Annotated in this window: 12 protein-coding genes and 5 tRNA genes; 11 read left to right on the forward strand and 6 right to left on the reverse strand. The window is 66.0% G+C overall.

What is annotated here, in order from left to right; translation table 11 throughout:
• Positions 1–213 precede the first annotated feature (213 nt).
• Positions 214–3,747, reverse strand: coding sequence for a DUF748 domain-containing protein (locus CCR84_RS10915; protein WP_476705550.1), 3,534 nt, complete (start codon positions 3,745–3,747; stop codon positions 214–216).
• Positions 3,748–4,438: 691 nt separating this feature from the next.
• Complete coding sequence (gene gloB / locus CCR84_RS10920) at positions 4,439–5,239, reverse strand: hydroxyacylglutathione hydrolase (RefSeq protein ID WP_201212178.1); 801 nt, start codon at positions 5,237–5,239, stop codon at positions 4,439–4,441.
• Between the two features lie 51 nt (positions 5,240–5,290).
• On the opposite strand from gloB, the gene CCR84_RS10925 reads away from it, so the two are divergent.
• From CCR84_RS10925 to CCR84_RS10965, 9 genes are all read left to right on the forward strand, one after another.
• Positions 5,291–6,019 (forward strand): class I SAM-dependent methyltransferase, encoded by a 729-nt coding sequence (locus tag CCR84_RS10925; RefSeq protein WP_201212180.1) that lies wholly within the window; start codon positions 5,291–5,293, stop codon positions 6,017–6,019.
• Positions 6,009–6,470, forward strand: a complete 462-nt coding sequence (gene rnhA / locus CCR84_RS10930) for a ribonuclease HI (RefSeq protein ID WP_201212182.1) — start codon at positions 6,009–6,011, stop codon at positions 6,468–6,470. Before CCR84_RS10925 ends, rnhA begins: the two co-directional genes overlap by 11 nt.
• A 26-nt stretch (positions 6,471–6,496) precedes the next feature.
• Entirely contained in the window at positions 6,497–7,207 is a 711-nt protein-coding gene (dnaQ, locus tag CCR84_RS10935) for a DNA polymerase III subunit epsilon (RefSeq protein ID WP_201212184.1), read from the forward strand.
• 79 nt (positions 7,208–7,286) lie between these two features.
• Positions 7,287–7,362 (forward strand) — tRNA-Ala (locus tag CCR84_RS10940).
• 68 nt (positions 7,363–7,430) lie between these two features.
• Positions 7,431–7,506: transfer RNA gene (locus tag CCR84_RS10945), tRNA-Glu, on the forward strand.
• A gap of 59 nt (positions 7,507–7,565) precedes the next feature.
• Positions 7,566–7,642 (forward strand) — tRNA-Asp (locus CCR84_RS10950).
• Positions 7,643–7,842: 200 nt separating this feature from the next.
• Positions 7,843–9,906, forward strand: coding sequence for a carboxy terminal-processing peptidase (locus CCR84_RS10955; RefSeq protein WP_201212186.1), 2,064 nt, complete (start codon positions 7,843–7,845; stop codon positions 9,904–9,906).
• 199 nt (positions 9,907–10,105) lie between these two features.
• Positions 10,106–10,354 carry a FitA-like ribbon-helix-helix domain-containing protein gene (locus tag CCR84_RS10960; protein WP_201212188.1) on the forward strand — a complete coding sequence of 83 codons (249 nt, stop codon included), beginning with the start codon at positions 10,106–10,108 and terminating at the stop codon, positions 10,352–10,354.
• Positions 10,351–10,770, forward strand: coding sequence for a PIN domain-containing protein (locus tag CCR84_RS10965; RefSeq protein WP_201212190.1), 420 nt, complete (start codon positions 10,351–10,353; stop codon positions 10,768–10,770). Before CCR84_RS10960 ends, CCR84_RS10965 begins: the two co-directional genes overlap by 4 nt.
• A 116-nt stretch (positions 10,771–10,886) precedes the next feature.
• Here CCR84_RS10965 and CCR84_RS10970 read toward each other — a convergent pair whose 3' ends face one another.
• The 4 genes from CCR84_RS10970 to CCR84_RS10985 all read right to left on the reverse strand — a co-directional run bounded on the left by CCR84_RS10970 (position 10,887) and on the right by CCR84_RS10985 (position 14,772).
• Positions 10,887–12,773, reverse strand: coding sequence for a family 2A encapsulin nanocompartment cargo protein cysteine desulfurase (locus CCR84_RS10970; RefSeq protein WP_201212192.1), 1,887 nt, complete (start codon positions 12,771–12,773; stop codon positions 10,887–10,889).
• Positions 12,748–13,674 carry a family 2A encapsulin nanocompartment shell protein gene (locus CCR84_RS10975; protein ID WP_201212194.1) on the reverse strand — a complete coding sequence of 309 codons (927 nt, stop codon included), beginning with the start codon at positions 13,672–13,674 and terminating at the stop codon, positions 12,748–12,750. The genes CCR84_RS10970 and CCR84_RS10975 overlap by 26 nt, the downstream gene beginning before the upstream one ends.
• A gap of 208 nt (positions 13,675–13,882) precedes the next feature.
• Complete coding sequence (locus CCR84_RS10980) at positions 13,883–14,221, reverse strand: helix-turn-helix domain-containing protein (RefSeq protein WP_201212195.1); 339 nt, start codon at positions 14,219–14,221, stop codon at positions 13,883–13,885.
• 23 nt (positions 14,222–14,244) lie between these two features.
• Positions 14,245–14,772: a rhodanese-like domain-containing protein gene (locus tag CCR84_RS10985; protein ID WP_338052600.1), complete on the reverse strand. Its 528-nt coding sequence runs from the start codon at positions 14,770–14,772 to the stop codon at positions 14,245–14,247.
• A gap of 225 nt (positions 14,773–14,997) precedes the next feature.
• Here CCR84_RS10985 and CCR84_RS10990 point away from each other — a divergent pair.
• Positions 14,998–15,073 (forward strand) — tRNA-Ala (locus CCR84_RS10990).
• A 68-nt stretch (positions 15,074–15,141) separates the two neighbouring features.
• Positions 15,142–15,217: transfer RNA gene (locus tag CCR84_RS10995), tRNA-Glu, on the forward strand.
• The last annotated feature ends 26 nt before the right edge of the window (positions 15,218–15,243 follow it).

Below are 15,243 nucleotides of genomic sequence, written 5' to 3' on the forward strand. Positions count from 1 at the left end.
ATCCTGGAAACCTCTTTTCAGCCACGAAAAACACGAAAACCACGAAATGAAGCATGGGCGTTCAATGCTCGAGCTACCGGGTTGCGTCTCCCCGGGGGGACACCCATGAATGCTTTCGTGTTTTTTCGTGCAGTTCGTGGCAAGTGCTTTTTCAAAAAAAGGGGACGGTATACTTGATCCCTTCGAATCAAGTATACCGTCCCTGTAATAAATTCAGCGCAGCGAGAAGTCGACGCGGTTTGCTCTGGCTGCGGCGGCGGCGTCGCTGGCGCCTTCTTCCTGGATCAGCTTCGGTTGCAGCAGGAAGATGCGCTCGGCGGGGGCGCCGGCCTTTTCGACCAGGTAGTCGCGGACGCGCTCGGCACGCCGGTCGCCGAGCTCGTGCAGATCGTCGTCGCTGATGACGGTGTTGGTGACGATCAGCTTTTCCATCTCCTCGGGCGGCAGCGACTTGAGCAGGCCGATCATGTTGCGCGGCTTCGGGAACTTCTCGGCGCGATAGACGCGTTCGAGCAGCGCGGTGCGCTCGGCCGCAGTGATCTCGATCTGCTCGAGCGAGCCGCTTTCGACGCCCTTATTGACGAGGTCGTCGCGCTTGAGACGGCGCATCTTGCGCTCGATCAGCGCCAGCTTGAGCCCTTCGCGATCGCGCTCGACGGCGACCGAGCCGGTGATCTCGAGCTGGAGCGCGGGGCGGTCGTTGAGCGCAGCCGCGAGATTGTCGAGTCGCTTCTGCGCGGCGGCGTCGAGCGTCGCCACGCCGTAGGCGAAATCGACGTTGGACAGTTCCTCGCCGCCGAACAGCGAGCCGAGCAGCGCGAACGGCGAGGTGAGCACCTTGGCGAAGAGATTGAGGATCACCTTGATCACCAGTCCGCCAATGCTGAACTCGGGATCGTCGAGCGAACCGGAGATCGGCAGGTTGAGGTCGATTTCGCCGCGCCGGTTCTTGAGCAAGGCCACCGCCAGCGTCACCGGCAGCTTGGTCGCGCTCGGCGATTCGACCGGGTCGCCGAAGGTCAGCTGGTCGAGGAAGAGGCGGTTCTCGGCGGTGAGCAGGCGCTTCTCGATGTGGTACTTGACGGCCAGAGAGAGCTTGCCCTTGTCGATCTCGTAGCCTGCGTACTTGCCGGAGTACGGCGAGAACGAGGTCAGCTCGACACCCTTCACCTCGGCGTCGAGGTCGAGGAAGATGTCTTTGGCCAGCGGGTTGAGGCGCGCCTTGATAGTCAAAGGCGCGACGCGGTCGTAGCTGCCGCGCAGGTCGAGGTCTGCCATCGACCCGGCTTCCGACGACAGCCCGCTGATGCGACCGCCGACCTCGCGCAGGCTCGCCGTGTAGTTGGGTTTGACGAAATTGTCGGTGAAGTTGATGCGGCCGCCCTGCAGCGTCACCTTGCCGATGCGGATCGGCATCGGCTCTGCGGCCTCGGGGGCGGGCGTGCCCGGGAGCGGCACGCTGGCCTTGCCTTCGCTGCGGCTGGCTTCGGGCTCTGCGGCGGCAGGGGCCGGGCTCGCGGCGGCCGGGGCGGCGGGCACCGAGGCGGCCGCCGCTGCGGCGCCGCCCTGCTTACCGGCTGGCTCGCGGCGCACGATTTCGGCGAGGTTGAGCTTGCCTTCCTTGCTGACGATGACGCGGGCGAAGAAATCGGAGAGCGCGATCTCGCCGATCGAGAGCGAATCCGGACCGAGACGGAAGTCGACGTCGCCGAAGTAGAACGACTTCCAGCGCAGGAAATCGGCGGCGTTGATCTTGTCGATGGCGAAGAAGTCGCCGATCGTCGCCTGCCCGCTGAAGCCGCCGGCGAGTCCGGCGACCAGCGGCTGGCGTTTCGCTGCCGGGGCGGTGTCGGTCTGGCGCAGTTTCAGCGTGCCCTTGACGGTCGCTTGTCCGCGCGTGAGCTCGAGGTTCAGTTTCTCGCTGAAATAGGGCTGCAACGGCAGCAACTCGATGCCCTTGAGGTCGAGATCGAGTTGGGTGGCCAGCGGCGCCAGCGCGAGATTGCCGGCGACACCGACCTCGCCCTTCTGGTTGAGACGGAAGTTCGCCTGCAGCTTGGCGCTGGCGCCGGGCGCGGTGGAGAAATTCTCGACGACGAAGCCGAGTCCGGCGATCGTCTGCGTCGCCGCCGGCTGCACGGCCGCGTCCTCGAAGCGCAGGTCGATCTTCTCGCCCTGGACGCGCTGCGCCACTAGCTGCCACGGCGCGCTGGCGGGGGCCTTGGCGCGGGCAGCCGGTGCTGCGGCCTTGGCCGACTGGCGCAGGAGCGGCGGCAGGACGGCGTCGAGCTTGCCGTCGCTGGCGCGCCGGACGAGCGCCTGCAGGTCGGTCAGGCGAAGCTCGCCGAGACCGAGGCGCCGCCCGGCGAGGTCGAGTTCGCCGTCCTTGATCGCGAAGGCGCCGAGCGACAGGCGCTCGTCACCCTCGATGCGGCCGCCGCCGGCAAAGCGCGCCGGCTTGCCGGCCTCACTCGCCAGGCCGCTCAGTTGCAGGTCGAGCCCGAGCAGGTCGAGTTGCAGGGGCCGTCCGCGCGTCTCGTCGCGCCAGTGGATGCTGGCGTCGCTGAGGCTCGCCGTGGCCAGCGACCAAGCGAACGGGGTAGTGACCTTCGCCGCCGCCTCGGGCTGGGGCGCTGCCGGTGCCGACGAACCGGCTGGCGGCCTGGCCGCCGGCTGCACGCCACGCTCGAGCACGGCCAGCCAGTTGAGAGAGCCGTCGGCGCGGGCATGGGCAAAGACCTGCGGCGCGGTCAGCACCAGCCGGTCGACCTGCAGCTCGCGCTGCACCGGATCGAAGGCGCCGACGCCGAGTTCGATCCGCGTCGCCAGGAACAACGGCGCCCCGTCCGGGTCCTCGATACGCAGGTCGGCCAGCGCCGCGTTGCCGGAAACCTTGAGCAGCGGTGGCGCATCGTTGGCGAGGCGGAACGAGACCTTGAGCTCGCCGTCGAGGAGCGCCGAGCGCAACTGCAGCGGCAGCGCCACCGGCACGTAGTCGATGTAGCGCGTCAGGTCGAGCCGACTGAAGTCGAGCGAGAGTTCGCTCTCGCGCGATTTGGCGAGGAGCTTGCTGCGCCCGTCGAGCGCCAGCGGCGATCCGTCGATGCGCGCCGAGAAGGCCGGATCGACGAAGCTATCGACGAGTTCGGGCAGGCTGGAGACGACGGGCAGGTGCAGGGTGATGTCGCTGACGCGATGCACCTCGTCGGTGACGCGATCGTCGAACTCGATGAGCCCTCCGTTCACCTGGATGTTGGCGACCGAAAACGCCGGCGTCGGCCCTGAAGGTCCGGACAGGAACTGCTCGATCAGGTCGGAGACGTTGTAGCGCTGCGCAGCGAGACGGCGCAGATGCAGCGCGAGCCCGTCGAGACGCAGTTCCTCGATGATCGGCGCGCGGCGGAAGAGAGAGGACGAGGAGACGTCGACGAACAGGCTGTCGAAGGCGAGCAGCGGCCCCGGCGTGGCCGGCGCCGCCTCTTCAAGCTCGCGCTCGCCGATCACCAGCCCATTGATGCGCAAGGACAGTCCGAAGGGATTGATGCTGATCCCGTCGACGCTGACCGGGCGGTGCAGCGCCGTGCTCGCCTGCTCGATCAGGACCGACTTGACGATCGGCGGCAGCACGAAGGAGCCGAGCACGCCGATGACGAGGATCACGATAAACGCAATCCGGGCAAGCCACCGCGTGCCAGGCGCCAGCAGCCACGCATCGAACCTGGAAGCCACGTTCATCATCGTCCCCATCGAAGGTGTTATTCAGAATCTAGCATAAAACCGCACCCTATTCCGGGGACGTCATACCTGATTCGCGATCAGCAGCCCGTCAGTTGGCGAGGCCGCGAAAGAACAAACTGGATTGCCACGGCGCTACGCGCCTCGCAATGACTTCATTTTTGCCACGGAGCCGGGCGCCTCGCAATGACGGCAGCGGATGGACGTCTTTCATGCTCGGGGCGGCGCACCCCGTCATCGCGAGCCCGCGGTGCGTGGCGATCCAGACAACCCGTCATCGCGAGCCCGAAGGGCGTGGCGATCCAGTGCGTAGGTCTCGCATCGTAAAGGGCGAGGAAACAGAAGAACGAACTGGATTGCCACGGCGCTACGCGCCTCGCAATGACTTCATTTTTGCCACGGAGCCGGGCGCCTCGCAATGACGGCAGCGGATGGACGTCTTTCATGCACGGGGCCGGCGCACCCCGTCATCGCGAGCCCACAGGGCGTGGCGATCCAGACAACCCGTCATCGCGAGCCCGAAGGGCGTGGCGATCCAGTGCGTAGGTCTCGCATCGTGAAGGGCGAGGAAACGGAAGAACGAACTGGATTGCCACGGCGCTACGCGCCTCGCAATGACGGCATTGCCGGGAGTGCATGCAGCGGGGCTGCGACCGTAATCGTCATCGCGAGCCCGCAGGGCGTGGCGATCCAGTGCGTAGGGCTAGCCCTTGAAGTCGTTCTTCCAGGCGCGCAGGGCGGCGAAGATGGCGACGGGGTCGCTGGCGGCGGGGGTAGGCTGCGCGGATTCGGCGCACCAGCGCTGCACCGAGGCGATGACTTCGGGCTCGCCGCAGCGCAGGAAGGGGTTGCTCGCCTTTTCCTCGGCGATGGTCGACGGAACGGTCGGCAGTCCCCGCGCGCGCAGTTCGGCGACTGCCGCGGCGCGCTCATGCACGCGCGGATTGCCGGGCTCGACGACCAGCGCGAAGCGCAGGTTGGCGGCGGTGTATTCGTGCGCGCAATGGACCGCGGTGTCGTCGGGAAGCGCGGCCAGGCTGGCCAGCGATGCCGCCATCTGCTCTGGCGTACCCTCGAAGATGCGGCCGCAGGCGGCGCCGAACAGGGTGTCGCCGCAGAAGAGCTGCCCTGCGCCATAATAGGCGAGGTGCCCGCGCGTATGCCCGGGGACGGCCATGACCCGGAATTCGCGCCCGATCGCCCCGATGCGGATCGTCTCGCCGCCCGAGAGCGGCCGCGAAACCCCTGTGATAGACTCCGCCGCCGGTCCGAAGACCTCGGCACGGGGCGCGGCGGCGAGGAGTTCGGCGACGCCGCCCTGGTGGTCGCCGTGGTGGTGGGTGATCAGGATCGCCGCCAGTTCGAGTCGTTCGCGCTCGATGAGCTCGAGCACCGGACGCGCGTCGCCCGGGTCGACGACGACGGCGTGGTCCCCCTGGCGCAGGAGCCAGATGTAATTGTCGGAGAAGGCGGGAAGCGGAAGTACAGGGTTGGCAGTAGTCACGGGCTTTCCTGGGATGTTGGGTAGCGGGCAATTGTGGAAGAAGGACCGAAAATGTCAATTCCGGGACTCGACAGTTGGCTGGACACGGCGCAGGGGCGCTACGTACTCGACTGGGAGCGCACCCAGATCGACGCCGCGGTCAGCGACGTTTTCGGCTACAAGGCGCTGCAGATCGGCTTGCCGCAGTTCGACCTGCTCGCCGCCAACCGCATTGCCATGCGCCGGAAGGCCGGCGAGCGGAGTGGCGACGTCGACATCGTCTGCGACCCGCGCCAGCTGCCCTTCGCGACGGCCAGCGTCGACCTCGTGCTCTTGCCGCACGTGCTCGAATTCAGCGAGGATCCGCACCAGATCCTGCGCGAAGCCGAGCGCGTGCTGATTCCCGAGGGCCGGGTCGTCATCGTCGGCTTCAACCCGCTGTCGCTGTGGGGTGCGCGCCGGCGCCTGCCGCACTGTCCTGCGGAATTCCCGTGGAACGGTGACTATCTTTCGGTCGCGCGCCTGAAGGACTGGTTCAAGCTGCTCGGTCTGGAACTGGAGCTCGCCGCCTGCGGCTGCTACGCGCCGCCGTGCAGCGACGAGGTCTGGCTGCAGCGCTGGCGAGTGCTGGACAGTGCCGGCGGGCGCTGGTGGAAGCCGGCCGGCGGCGTTTATTTGTTGCGGGCGGTCAAGCGCGTGCATGGCATGCGCCTGATCATGCCCGCCTGGGAAAGGCGACGGGTGCCGCGCAAGGCGCTGGCGCCGGTCGCGAGGAAGGAGATAGGAAGCAGTGAATCGTGATGCGGAAGTGACCATCTACGCCGACGGCGGCTGCCGCGGCAATCCGGGGCCGGGTGGCTGGGGTGCCCTGCTCCGCCTCGGCGAAAACGAGAAGGAGTTGTGGGGCGGCGAGGCACACACGACCAACAACCGCATGGAGCTGACCGCGGTGATCCGCGCGCTCGAAGCGCTCAAGCGCCCGGTGGCGGCGCGCATCCTGACCGATTCGCAGTACGTCCAGAAGGGCATCAGCGAGTGGATCCACAACTGGAAGCGCAACGGCTGGCGTACCTCGGACAAGAAGCCGGTCAAGAACGCCGACCTCTGGCAGGAACTCGATCAGCTCTCGCGCGAACACCGCATCACCTGGGTATGGGTCAAGGGACACGCGGGCGAACCCGGCAACGAACGCGCCGACCAGCTCGCCAACCGCGGCATCGACGAAATCCAGGCAGCGGCCCGACGCGCCTGAAGCCCCCCCCTTCACCGAGACTCATCATGCGCCAGATCTTCCTCGATACCGAAACCACCGGTCTCGAACACAAGCAGGGCCACCGCATCATCGAAATCGCCGGCGTCGAAATGAAGAGCCGTAGGCTGACGCAGAGGCATTTTCATTACTACCTGAATCCCGACCGCGACATCGACGAAGGTGCGCAGGCGGTGCACGGCATCAGCCGCGAATTCCTGCAGGACAAGCCGCGCTTCGCCGACATCGTCTCCGAGTTCCTCGACTTCGTGCGCGGTGCCGAACTGGTGATCCACAACGCGCCCTTCGACATCGGCTTCCTCAACGCCGAACTCGCGCTGCTCGGCATGGCGCCGATCACCACCGTCTGCGCCGGCGTCCGCGACACGCTGCGCATGGCCAAGGAGATGCACCCGGGCAAGAAGAACAGCCTGGACGCACTATGCACCCGTTACCAGGTCGACAACTCGCAGCGGACACTGCACGGCGCGCTGCTCGACGCCGAGATCCTCGCCGAAGTCTATATCTCGATGACGCGCGGCCAGGAAAGCCTGCTCATGGACATCGGCGGCAGCAAGCCGGCACAAGAGGAGAACGCCTCGGCGACGCTCCAGCTCGGCGAACGCCGCCCGCTACGCGTCCTGCGCGCCGCCGACGACGAACTGGCCGAGCACGCGCGCACGCTGGCGGCGATCAACAAGGAGAGCAAGGGCAAATGCCTGTGGCTCGCCGGTGAGTGAGGGCGGCGCACGCAAAAAAACCGCGCTGCCCCCTTTACAGCCCGGGTCGCTGTCCCTATAATTCCCCCTTCTTTCGAGCGGGGGTATAGCTCAGCTGGGAGAGCGCTTGCATGGCATGCAAGAGGTCAGCGGTTCGATCCCGCTTACCTCCACCAAGCGAAAGAACGGTGGCGGCATGTTTCATCGCATGCAGGCACTGTAGGTAGTAAGCAGCATCGTTCAGGTCCCCATCGTCTAGAGGCCTAGGACACCGCCCTTTCACGGCGATAACCGGGGTTCGAATCCCCGTGGGGACGCCAGTTTCGAGTGACGCCGAAACTGTAGAACACAATAGCGGTCCGCAAGGACCGGCCACTGCGGAGTGGTAGTTCAGTCGGTTAGAATACCGGCCTGTCACGCCGGGGGTCGCGGGTTCGAGTCCCGTCCACTCCGCCACGAATTCGGAACGCCCGTTTTCAGCCACCCTTTGCCGGGTCGCGAAAACGGGCGTTTTGCTTTTCCCGGACGCGGCGAGGCGTTTCCTGCGCCCTGCCCCGAGCGGCGGCGAACGATTTCCCGGCCGACTTGTCGACGGCATGTTCGCCCCGTCGGGCGTGAAGCGCGGACAGCGTCAGGATTTTCGGAGCAGATCAGGCATGTTGAAAAAGAGTTGGTGGATCATCCTCACCCTCGCGGCAAGCGTCCAGGCCGCCGAGTTGTCGCCCCTGCCGCAACAGGGTCGGATCGCGAGCCTCTCGGCCGAACTGCTCGCGCACTACCACTACAAGCCGCTGCAGCTCAACGACGAGTTGTCGGCGTCGATCTTCGAGCGCTACCTGAAGACCCTCGACGAGGACAAGCTCTATTTCCTGCAGGGCGACATCGACCGGCTGAGCAGCTACCGGACGCGGCTCGACGACGCCATCCTCACCCGGAACCTGCGGCCAGCGTTCGCGATCTTCAACCTGTACAGCCGCCGCGCCGTCGAGCGCTTCTCCTACGCGCGCAGCCTGCTCAAGGCCGGCTTCGACTTCGAGCAGCCGGACAGCTATCACTTCGCGCGCGACAAAGCCAACTGGGCGAGGTCGGAAGGCGAGCTCAACGAGCTGTGGCGGCAGCGCGTCAAGGACGACTGGCTGCGCCTGAAGATCGCCGGCAAGGACGAAAAGGAAATCGCCAGCACGCTCGACAAGCGTTACGAGACCTCGATCCGGCGCATCGAGCGGCTGAAGAGCGAGGATGCCTTCCAGGCGTTCATGAACGCGTTCACGACCAGCATCGAGCCGCATACCAACTACCTGGGCGCGCGCGCCTCCGCCGATTTCGACATCGCGATGCGCCTGACGCTGACCGGAATCGGCGCCGTGCTCCAGGAGCGTGACCAATACACGACCATCCGCGAACTGACGCCGGGAGGACCGGCGGCGCTGTCCGGCGAACTGAAACCCGGCGACCGCATCGTCGCCGTCGGCCAGGGGGAGACCGGCGCCATGACCGACGTGATCGGCTGGCGGCTCGACGACACGGTGGCGCTGATCCGCGGCGCTGCCGACACGGTCGTCCGCCTCGACATCCTGCCCGCCGGCGCCGGGCCCGACGGCAAGCACAAACTCGTCTCGCTGGTGCGCAAGAAGATCGACCTGGAGGAACAGGCGGCCAAGAAGTCGGTGATCGAGGTGCCGGGCGAGGCGCGCGCAGCGCGGGTCGGCGTCATCGCCCTGCCCGGCTTCTACGAGGATGCCGAGGGCCGCCAGAAAGGCGACCCTGGTTTCCGCAGCGCCAGCCGCGACGTCGCCCGCCTGCTCGACGAGTTGAAGCAGGAAAAGGTCGACGGCATCCTCATCGACCTGCGCAACAACGGCGGCGGGTCGCTGAAGGAAGCGATCGAGCTGACCGGGCTGTTCATCGACAGCGGGCCGGTGGTCATGGAGCGCAACTCGCTCGGTCGCATCTACGTCGATGGCGACGCGAACCCCGGGACCAGCTGGGACGGGCCGCTCGCGGTCCTGATCAACGGCAACTCGGCGTCGGCATCGGAGATCTTCGCCGCGGCGATCCAGGATTACGGACGCGGGGTCGTCATCGGCGAGCAGAGCTACGGCAAGGGCACGGTGCAGACGATCATCGACCTGGATCGCATCGCGCGCGCCGAGAAGCGCGGTTACGGTGAGCTGAAGCTGACCATCGCGCAGTTCTTCCGCATCACCGGCAGCACGACGCAGTTGCGCGGCGTCGTTCCCGACGTCGCCTTCCCCTCAGTGAGCGACCCGAAGCTGAGCGGCGAAGCGAGCAACGACAACGCGCTGCCGTGGACGCGAATCCGCCCGACCAACTACGTGCGCGTCGGTGACGCCGACGAACTGGTGCCCGAACTGCAGGCACGCCACGCCACGCGCGTGCGCGCCAACCCCGAGTTCCAGCGCCTGCGCGAGGAGTTCGAGGAGTTCAAGCAGCAGCGCCAGCGCAGGACGCTGTCGCTCAACGAAGCCGAGCGCCGCCGCGAGAAGCTCGACCTGGAAAGGCGCTTTGCCAGCACCGGCCAGGGTGACGACGGCCTGCTCGACAGCGAACGCGAACTCTCCGTCGAGGCGAGGGAAGACAAGGCCGACGACGTCCTGCTCAAGGAGGCGGCGAACGTCGTCGCCGATCAGGCCGCGCTGTCGAACGGCAGGGGAAAACTCGCGGTCCGGCAGCCGGCAGGACGAAGCACAACGCGGTAGGCGGCTTCTCCCCGTAGTCGGTTCGTCTCGGCAGCATACGACTCTGCGCTCCCCGATTCCGCGGGCCTTGCGGCTTCGTCCGAGTGTTTGCGTTCGGGGCCTGGCCAAGACTACCGAAAAGCCTGTTCGCTCGTGTTTGCTCGTTGTCGTCCTTGTGGTCCTCCCTTAATATAGAGTCATCGAATGTCGGGAGCAGCTCATGACGACAATGACGATCCGCAATATCGACGACGAACTTAAGGCGAGACTGCGCATCCGCGCTGCGCAGCACTCGCGTTCGATGGCAGACGAAGCGCGGGACATTCTGCGGTCGGCGCTCTACGAGGAGCCAGCACAAACGACTTCGTTGGTCAAAGCGATACGGAGCAGGATAGAACCGCTAGGCGGAATCGAACTCGAACTTCAGCCTCGCGAAGCAATTCGCAATCCGCTGGACTTCGGCGCGTGATCATTCTCGACACGAACGTTGTTTCGGAGGTCCTGCGCCCCGTCCCGGACGCACGAGTGCTCGCGTGGCTCGCATCCAAGCCACGATCGGCACTGTTCACGACGACTGTCACGCGCGGGGAGATATTCTACGGTGTGCGCCTTCTGCCTGCAGGACGGCGCCGCGATGCGCTGCTCAAAGCCGTGCAGGCGATCTTCGACCAGGATTTCGACGGCCAAGTCCTTTCCTTCGACAGCAATGCGGCTGACTGCTTTGCCGAACTAGCCGCCAAACGCAAGTCAGCCGGTCGGCCTATCAGCCAGTTCGACGCGATGATCGCAGCGGTCGCGCGCACCTCGGGCGCAAGCCTCGCCACACGCAACGTCAAGGATTTCGTCGATTGCAGCGTGAAACTCATCGACCCGTGGACGACATGACAATTTGAGCCTTCTCCTTCAGTCCTTCGCGGCTGCCGCCGCTCCCACACGAGGCCAAGGCAGCAGGGGCCGCTCTCGCCGCCCCTGCCACATCCGGGCCGATCCGGGCAATCGACTCAGTTCCCGACCACGCCCTTGCCCCGCGCCAGGCGATGCAGCGTGCGGATCATGTGATCGACTTCCTCGCAGGTGTTGTAGAAGGCGAGCGAGGGCCGCACCGTCGTTTCTAGGCCGAAGCGGCGCAGGATCGGCTGCGCGCAGTGATGACCCGAGCGCACTGCGATGCCTTCCTCGTTCAAGGCGCTGCCGACATCCTCGGTGCGCCAGCCGTCGAGGACGAAGGACGCGACGCTGGCCTTGTCGTCCGCCGTGCCGATGAGGCGCAGGCCGGGGACGGTCTTGAGGCCCTGCGTGGCGTAGGCCAACAGGTCGTGCTCGTAGCGTGCGATGTTCTCGATGCCGATGCGCTCGACGTAGTCTATCGCCGCACCGAGTCCGACCGCGTCGGCGATGTTGCCGGTCCCTGCTTCGAACTTGTTCGGCAGCCCCTGGTAGAGGGTGCGTTCGAAGGTGACGTCGGCAATCATGTTGCCGCCGCCCTGCCAGGGAGGAGTCGCTTCGAGGAGCTCGCGCTTGCCGTAGACGACGCCGATCCCGGTCGGCGCGAAGACCTTGTGCCCCGAGAAGGCGAAGAAGTCGGCGTCGATCGCCTGTACATCGACGCGCATGTGCGACACCGACTGCGCGCCGTCGACCAGCACTTTCGCACCGGCGCGATGCGCGAGTTCGACGATTTCCCTGACCGGAGTCACCGTCCCCAGCGCGTTCGACACCTGCGCCACCGCGACCAGCCTGGTGCGGTCGTTGAGCAAACGCTGGTACTCGCCGAGCAGCAATTGGCCCTTGTCGTCGACCGGAATGACGCGGATCTTCGCTCCGGTCTCCGCGGCAAGCATCTGCCAGGGAACGATGTTGGCGTGGTGTTCGAGCAGGGAAACGATGATCTCGTCACCCTCGCCGATGTTCTGCCGGCCCCAAGTCTTGGCGACCAGGTTGATCGCCTCGGTGGCACCACGAACGAAGATGATCTCCTCGACCGAGCCTGCGCCGATGAAGCGCTGCACCTTGTTGCGCGCAGCCTCATAAGCGTCGGTCGCGCGCGCTGCCAGTTCGTGCGCGGCGCGGTGGATGTTCGAGTTCTCGTGCGCGTAGAAATACGCGAGACGGTCGATCACCGACTGCGGCTTGTGCGTGGTCGCCGCGTTGTCGAACCAGACCAGCGGCTTGCCGTTGACGCGCTCGGAGAGGATCGGGAAGTCGCGACGAACGGCCTGCACGTCGAAGGCCGGGAAGCGGCTGGCGTCGGCCGCCGGCACACCCGCCGAGACCGCTGCTGCCGGTTCGAGGAAGTAATAGCCGCTGCGGCCTGCGCTGCGTGGCGCGCGTTCGCCGGCCAGTTCGCCGAGGACGCGACGCAGTGCCGCGTCGCCGGGCAACTCGAACGGGTGCGCGACGACCCGGTTATCCACCGAGCGCGACGCCGCCGCAGCGACCGAGGCAGCCCCCGCTTCGCCGAGGAAGTAATACGCCACACCCAGGGGAGCGACGGCAGGTGAGCTGATCGGCGCAGTGGTCGGCAGCGCCGCCGCGTAGGCTTCAGGAACGCCGAACTCCGCCGCTGCCGGTCCGGCTTCGGCCGGTGCCAGGCCGGCAGCGGGAGCCGCTACCGGCTGCAGCGCCGGCCCCGGTTCGCCGAGCGCCAAGCCGCTGATACCGGGCGCCGAGCTGGCCGGCGCTGATGAAGGAAAAGCGGATGCCGATAGCGGGAACGACGCAGGCGCCGAAGAGGAAGCAGGCAAGGTCGCCGCCGGGAACGCCGGCTGCTCCCCGCCGCCCGGCAAGGCGCGGAAGAACTCTCCGGCCAGACGGGCAAGCGTGGCCTCGTCCGGCAGCCCGGGGACTGCCGGGGCGCCGTGCTCAGCGGTAGGTGTCAGGGTAGTCATGGTACTTGTCGATCTCCACGTCATCGAGCACGGCCAGTGCGTCTTCCGCATGAACTGCCAGCGAGCAGTAGAGCGAGATCAGGTACGAAGCGATGGCGTTGCGGTCGATACCCATGAAGCGCACCGACAGGCCGGGGCTTTGCTCGCCCGGCAGACCCGGCTGGAATAGGCCGACGACGCCCTGGCGCTTGTCGCCGACGCGCAGCAGCAGGATCTTGGTCTTGCCGTCCTCGACCGGCACCTTGTCCGACGGGATCAGCGGGATGCCGCGCCAAGTCAGGAACTGCGAGCCGAACAGCGAAACGGTCGGGGGCGGGACGCCGCGGCGCGTGCATTCGCGGCCGAAGGCGGCAATCGCCAGCGGGTGGGTGAGGAAGAAGGCGGGCTCCTTCCACACCTTGGTCAAGAGGTCGTCGAGGTCGTCGGGCGTCGGCGCGCCGGTCAGCGTCGAGATGCGCTGGCTGTCGGCGACGTTGGCCAGCAGGCCGTAATCGGCGTTGTTGATCAGCTCGCTTTCCTGACGCTCCTTGATCGTCTCGATCGTCAGCCGCAATTGCTCCTTGATCTGGTCGTGCGGGCTGCTGTAGAGGTCGGAAACGCGCGTATGCACGTCGAGGATGGTCGTGACGGCGTTGAGGAAGTACTCGCGCGGCTGCTCGTCGTAATCGACGAAGGTCTGCGGCAGGATCGACTCGTCACGCTTGGCGCAGGCGACGCGGACGTCGCGCGCGTTCTTGACCTGATTGAGGCGGTAGATGCCGGCTTCGACCGGCAGCCACTGCAGGAGGTGCGTCAGCCAGCGCGGCGAGATGGTGGATAGTTGCGGGACGGTCTTGGTCGCGTTGGCAAGCTGCCGGGCAGCGACGTCGCTGAGCGCGAGTTGGGGGCTTTGATCAGCCATTTTCTACTCCGTGAAGGTGTTGCCTTGTAATGAACCTCGAAACTTCGGCCACGAAAAACACGAAATCGACGAAATGAAAAATGGGTTTATGGTCGATCAGCGGGCAAGCGAACGGCTTCTGCCTGCTCGACGTCGAACGCCATCAATGATTCTTTTCGTGCATTTCGTGGCCAACTGCGTTTTTCATGATGAAAAACGCATGGGCAAGTTACTCCGGGTGCGGATGCTCCCTCAACCGGCTATAGCCATCAAAAACCATGTTGCTGGAAGGGAATTGCGCAGGCAGCTCGTTGCCGGAATGCGCTTCCCCGCGCCGCTGGCCGCCGGCCTCGTCCTCGCATCTGGCGAGCAGCGCCGACAGGTTGAGACCGAAGGCCTGCGCGATCTTGGCGGCCGTGCACAGCGAGGGCGAAGCGATTCCGCGCTCGATCTCGCCGACGTAGCTGCGGTTGAGGTCGGCCTCGCCGGCCAGTTGCTCCTGCGACCAGCCGCGCGCCTTGCGCAACTGGCGGACGAGGAACGGAAAACGATCACTTACCTGAGTCATGGAAAGCCGCCGTTCTCCGCGATCTAGTCCTGGTTCCAGGGCAGGCCGTGATAGCGCCAGCCGCCAGTCGCACCGCGCTGGCCGTCGGCCGAGATGTCGCCCTCGAAGCCTTCGCGGATGTTGAAGACGTTCCTGAAGCCGGCGCGCGTCGCCGCCTCGGCGGCGGCAGCGGAACGTTTGCCGCTGCGGCAGAGCAGCAGGATGACGTCTTCCTTACCGGCCCTGGCGCCGAGTTCCTTGGTGAAACGCGGGTTCCTGACCAGCGCCGGGCCGCTCTGCCACTGCACCAGCGGCGCCCCGGGAACGTGGCCGACGTACTTGTATTCCTCGGCGGTACGCACATCGACGATGATGGCGGCGCCGCCCGTGGCGAGTGCCCAGGCGTCCTGAGGCGAGACGATCCCGGCGTAAGGCAGGCATTCGTCGATGGCGCGCTCGCGCGCAGCGACGAGAACCGCGTCGAGCTCGCGGTCTAGGGACGAGGCGGACGGCGCCAGTTCCGGCGGCGGCAGGTGGGGAACGGATTCGGTGACTTGAGCGATGGCGGACACGGTAGTTCTCCTCGATGGTTAGGCCCAGCCGGCGATGCCGTCGACTTGAGGCGCACAAGTTACCCCCCGGCATGCCCGCCACGAACGAAGAAAATCCGCATTGCTTATAATGCGAAGGCAGAAAATGCTTCCGCCGTGGCCGCGTCCGGAACACGCGGCACAAAAGGCGCGAAAAGGCCTTTACAGCGGCGATATCCGTCCCTATAATTCGCGCTTCTTTCGAGCGGGGGTATAGCTCAGCTGGGAGAGCGCTTGCATGGCATGCAAGAGGTCAGCGGTTCGATCCCGCTTACCTCCACCAAGCGAAAGAACGGTGGCGGCGTGTTTCATCGCATGCAGGCACTGTAGGTAGTAAGCAGCATCGTTCAGGTCCCCATCGTCTAGAGGCCTAGGACACCGCCCTTTCACGGCGATAACCGGGGTTCGAATCCCCGTGGGGACGCCAGTTTCGAGTGACGCCGAAACTGTGGA

It is taken from the genome of Rhodocyclus purpureus, from assembly GCF_016653115.1.
In the GTDB taxonomy this organism is placed as follows: Bacteria; Pseudomonadota; Gammaproteobacteria; order Burkholderiales; family Rhodocyclaceae; genus Rhodocyclus; species Rhodocyclus purpureus.

Bases quoted from the DNA above. Each gene is read 5' to 3' on its own strand.
- CCR84_RS10925 (WP_201212180.1), top strand. From the start codon at position 5,291: ATGTCAATTCCGGGACTCGACAGTTGGCTGGACACGGCGCAGGGGCGC.
- CCR84_RS10960 (WP_201212188.1), top strand. From the start codon at position 10,106: ATGACGACAATGACGATCCGCAATATCGACGACGAACTTAAGGCGAGA.
- CCR84_RS10915 (WP_476705550.1), bottom strand. From the start codon at position 3,747: ATGGGGACGATGATGAACGTGGCTTCCAGGTTCGATGCGTGGCTGCTG.
- dnaQ (WP_201212184.1), top strand. From the start codon at position 6,497: ATGCGCCAGATCTTCCTCGATACCGAAACCACCGGTCTCGAACACAAG.
- CCR84_RS10975 (WP_201212194.1), bottom strand. From the start codon at position 13,674: ATGGCTGATCAAAGCCCCCAACTCGCGCTCAGCGACGTCGCTGCCCGG.
- CCR84_RS10955 (WP_201212186.1), top strand. From the start codon at position 7,843: ATGTTGAAAAAGAGTTGGTGGATCATCCTCACCCTCGCGGCAAGCGTC.
- CCR84_RS10970 (WP_201212192.1), bottom strand. From the start codon at position 12,773: ATGACTACCCTGACACCTACCGCTGAGCACGGCGCCCCGGCAGTCCCC.
- CCR84_RS10980 (WP_201212195.1), bottom strand. From the start codon at position 14,221: ATGACTCAGGTAAGTGATCGTTTTCCGTTCCTCGTCCGCCAGTTGCGC.